Origin of the sequence: uncultured Paraglaciecola sp., assembly GCF_937123705.1 — a bacterium.
Taxonomy (GTDB): domain Bacteria; phylum Pseudomonadota; class Gammaproteobacteria; order Enterobacterales; family Alteromonadaceae; genus Paraglaciecola.
In genome coordinates this window covers 1-3,419 of record NZ_CAKZKO010000176.1, presented here as the reverse complement: position 1 = coordinate 3,419, position 3,419 = coordinate 1, and the positions used below count along the sequence as shown (strand labels likewise).

The following is a 3,419-nucleotide window of genomic DNA, read 5'->3' as shown; positions in this document are numbered from 1 at the left end:
AGAGCGGACTTTGAAGATTTAATTATGAGCCTAAACGCTCATGATGACAATCTGCGCCCTATTTTGTGCGTACAAGATGCACAGAGCTAGGCAGCGTTTAGCGGCTGGTTGGGAGTGGTGGCGGTGCTTTGGTCTCGTCTGGATCAACCGGACCAAGACCCAGTAGCGCACGATCCTTCTTGCTGGTAACAACTTTGCTCAAGGCCGCTTTAATGTCACTGGCGTTTAAGTGCCCTGCTTTGATTGCCTTAGAAATACCGGAGGCATATGCCAATTTTTTTGTATTAATGAGAGCTTTCTTTTGCTCAGAAAGACGCTTCATTTCCGCATCAATATCTGCTTCAGTTTTGATCTTCATTATCTAACCTCTGTTTTAGATTTTACGTTGTAGAATTATCGTCACTGTTATCATGTACTGTTCTCATTCCTTCCCACATAAGTGCTTGGCAATTTGGGCAGTAAGAAGATGAGAAGTGATTAAGTCGAATCAAATCACTACTGGCTGATTCATGACCGCATTTTTCACACGTATAGAATTCAGTTAAATCCTGAATATTCTCCTTTGCAATCTCGATGAGTTCAGCCAGTTCAGCAATGTCAGAAGTGTTGTCTGTCATCGCTTGAGCGGCGCTAAGGCTGGCGACAGTCAAGTGCCAGTCTTGCAATGTTTTTGCTGTTACCCAGGTCGCATTAATTAACGTCCTGATTGCATCATTTTTTCCGTTATAAAGAGCCATGTCTTTTCCTCAGTAGGCGACTCGTTAGAGCCGCCCTATTCGTTTGGTTAATTATGCAAGTATATGTGACGGTTTGCCTAGGCCACCAAGAGGTTTTAACACCCCTTCATTCGTTGCTTGATCTAACCACCTTTTGTGTATTTCTATCATGCCAGCAGGCGTAATGGTTTGGGACTGATTGCCCTTAGTCATGTTAGAGCTTATAAACCGCTTAGCATCATTCTGTGTACACTTCAGATCACCGTTTTTCACCTGCCCTATCCACTTTAGATATAAGTCATTATCGTTGTCCAGAACTAACGGTTTTGGGGCCCCGCTGGAATGACCGCTAGAGACCTCACGCGTGACCCCTGTGTCACTTGTTAGTGAACCACTTATTAAACCGGTTTGACCACTCAGTACCAGCGCCGCATTTGGCAACGAATAGCCTGACTCTAACAGGACGGCTAATTGACGAGTCAGTAACTTCGTTTCAGGTATTCCACGACTGACAAATTCACCGGTAAATCGAAACAATAAGCTCAAAATATCGAACGCTAAAACAAAGATTAGCCACTTCAGATCCCGTGCTTTTTCTTCAGGAATATTAAGTAACCAGGCAATCATTTTATCGTCAGCACCATGACCTGATTCTGAGGCAATATTCCCACCCGTGAGCATTTCAGCGCGTTGTGTTTCAAGGTCAGCAATGAGCTGTTTAGTGCCGGAATAATTCTGATTTCCTGAGTAGTAGGTGAGGGCGCTTAATTGGCTTTGAATACTGTCAATTTTGCGCTGATTTGGATTAATACATTTAGTCAGATAGTTGGCAGGGCATCGACTCAAAGCGGCTCTGGCGCTGGCTAACTGTGCATTCAAACTGGAAGCTTTTGCACTTTCCGAGGCGGCTTTATTGCCATCGGCATAATTGGACAGACTGGTGAGTTTGTTTCTGGCGGCTTCAAGCTGAGCATCTAACGCTCTGATCGGTGCGCTGGCGGTGGCTTCCTGTGCGGCTTTCCCGGCACCTTCAATACCGCCATGAAAAGAGCCGGCAAAGTACACGACGGTATAAGCACCCAGCAAAGAAATGACCCCAAAAAGCAGGGCAGGGTGATTGCGATCGGTAAACGCTTTAGACACGGCGGTCACGATTGAAGCCTTAGCGACAGCCAGACCAACAAAGCCTAAAACAAATATCCATGTGAGCAGGCCTGAGCCGTTTTTAACACTCCAATAAATGGCCATTGATCCGGCCAAGAGTTCCAGCGTCAGGGCAGAGTACCCCAGCCACGCACGGGCTTGGTTAGCGTTACCACGCTGTTGATAAGCCATCAGCGCAAGGAATAGGCCGATGATACCCAATGTTGCAATCAGGGATTCACTACTGAAACCAGTAGTATTAATGATAGTATCGTTTTGCATTTTCTCGACTCCTAAATAGTCGTTTAAGTGAAGTCCTCCTGCTTGGTTCCAGCCAAGCGGGTAGGGCGTTACTACTTATGTTTTCTTAGCGTCACCTCCTTCTAGTGGTAGCTGTTGCTGCTCATCTTCAATAAATTGAATGTTGAGATGGGTTATTTTCCGACCTGTTTTCTTACGTTCAAAATGGATAAAAATATTAGCTTTTTCCCGCAGTTCCGTTTTTATCAAATCAAGCTGCTTCTGAAAGTCTGACCATTTATAACTCTCAGGAACACCTAACATGTCCCTTAATTCTTCGACACTTTGGTTTTTAATCCACCCAACAAACAAAGTAGATTTTTTGTCTGCCCAGCTTGCTAGTAATTCGTAAAAACGCCAAGTGTAAGAGCTGCTGAAATTAACCACGTCGCGCAGCGGGTAGCTGCTAAATTTATCCCTCATACCTATCAGGTGAGGGACGACATGGTAGTTAAATTCACAGCTTATTTTCCCTTCGTCAGTCTTATACTCAGCAGCACTCATCAACGTAAAAGCACGCTTCCCTTTCTTGTTTTCTGCCCGATCTGTTGTTATCACGCGATGCATCAACGTTTCCACTGCACCAGCGAGATCTCGGTAAGCAATCTTTTCAGATACGTTATAGGTTCTGCTGTATTCCAACGCTGATAATTCAATTTCTTGGTGTAAATTGTCGCCACGTAATGGATGAAGTTTACTTATCAAGGCTTCCATGCAGCGCTTTTCTACAAGCCCAAACCGGTAATAAGCTCTAGTCAAAGCATGGCTTTTTGTAACAGTGTTATTAGACATCTCATGTAAAGGGTCAACCGAAGCCAAAGCGTTAGTGTTAGCTGTCTTTTTCTCTCTGATTAAGCGAATCGCTTCAACCTTTTTCATAAGGCTGTCTGTAGTTGTCATAGGTAGGTGCCTTATATTAAAAACGGATAACCAACTATAACCTCGTTTTAAATTTAAAGCGAGGTTATTTTTAACTTCGTTTTTAACCATCAAAACTTCGTTTTAATACCATCAAAACTTCGTTTTTAACCATCAAAACTTCGTTTTAATGTTTGTAACTACATGATATACAAGACGTTCTAGAGCCTAGAAACAAGGAGAAACAAAAGAAACATAGAAAAACTGTGGATCACCAACCATCGAGAACCAGTTTTTGGGATTAGCGAGCCAGTCAGCTCACTAGCATCTACGAACTAATACCGACCAACCCAACCGACAATCACAATCAAAGTCAAAAACAAAGGTAGTGTAAGGCTTGCA

The 3,419-nt window shown here is 43.6% G+C and carries 4 protein-coding genes; all 4 read right to left on the bottom strand.

The genetic code is table 11. The annotated features are described in order from the left end of the window. Nucleotides 1-97: 97 nt before the first annotated feature. Complete coding sequence (locus Q0688_RS22550) at nucleotides 98-358, bottom strand: hypothetical protein (RefSeq protein WP_299082682.1); 261 nt, start codon at nucleotides 356-358, stop codon at nucleotides 98-100. 22 nt (nucleotides 359-380) lie between these two features. Then, the gene (locus tag Q0688_RS22545) at nucleotides 381-737 is read right to left on the bottom strand and encodes a hypothetical protein (RefSeq protein WP_299082680.1); all 357 of its coding nucleotides are present in this window, start codon (nucleotides 735-737) and stop codon (nucleotides 381-383) included. A gap of 51 nt (nucleotides 738-788) precedes the next feature. Next, nucleotides 789-2,141, bottom strand: coding sequence for a hypothetical protein (locus Q0688_RS22540; protein WP_299082678.1), 1,353 nt, complete (start codon nucleotides 2,139-2,141; stop codon nucleotides 789-791). 75 nt (nucleotides 2,142-2,216) lie between these two features. Continuing rightward, nucleotides 2,217-3,149, bottom strand: coding sequence for a replication initiation protein (locus Q0688_RS22535; protein ID WP_299082676.1), 933 nt, complete (start codon nucleotides 3,147-3,149; stop codon nucleotides 2,217-2,219). Between the last annotated feature and the right edge of the window lie 270 nt (nucleotides 3,150-3,419).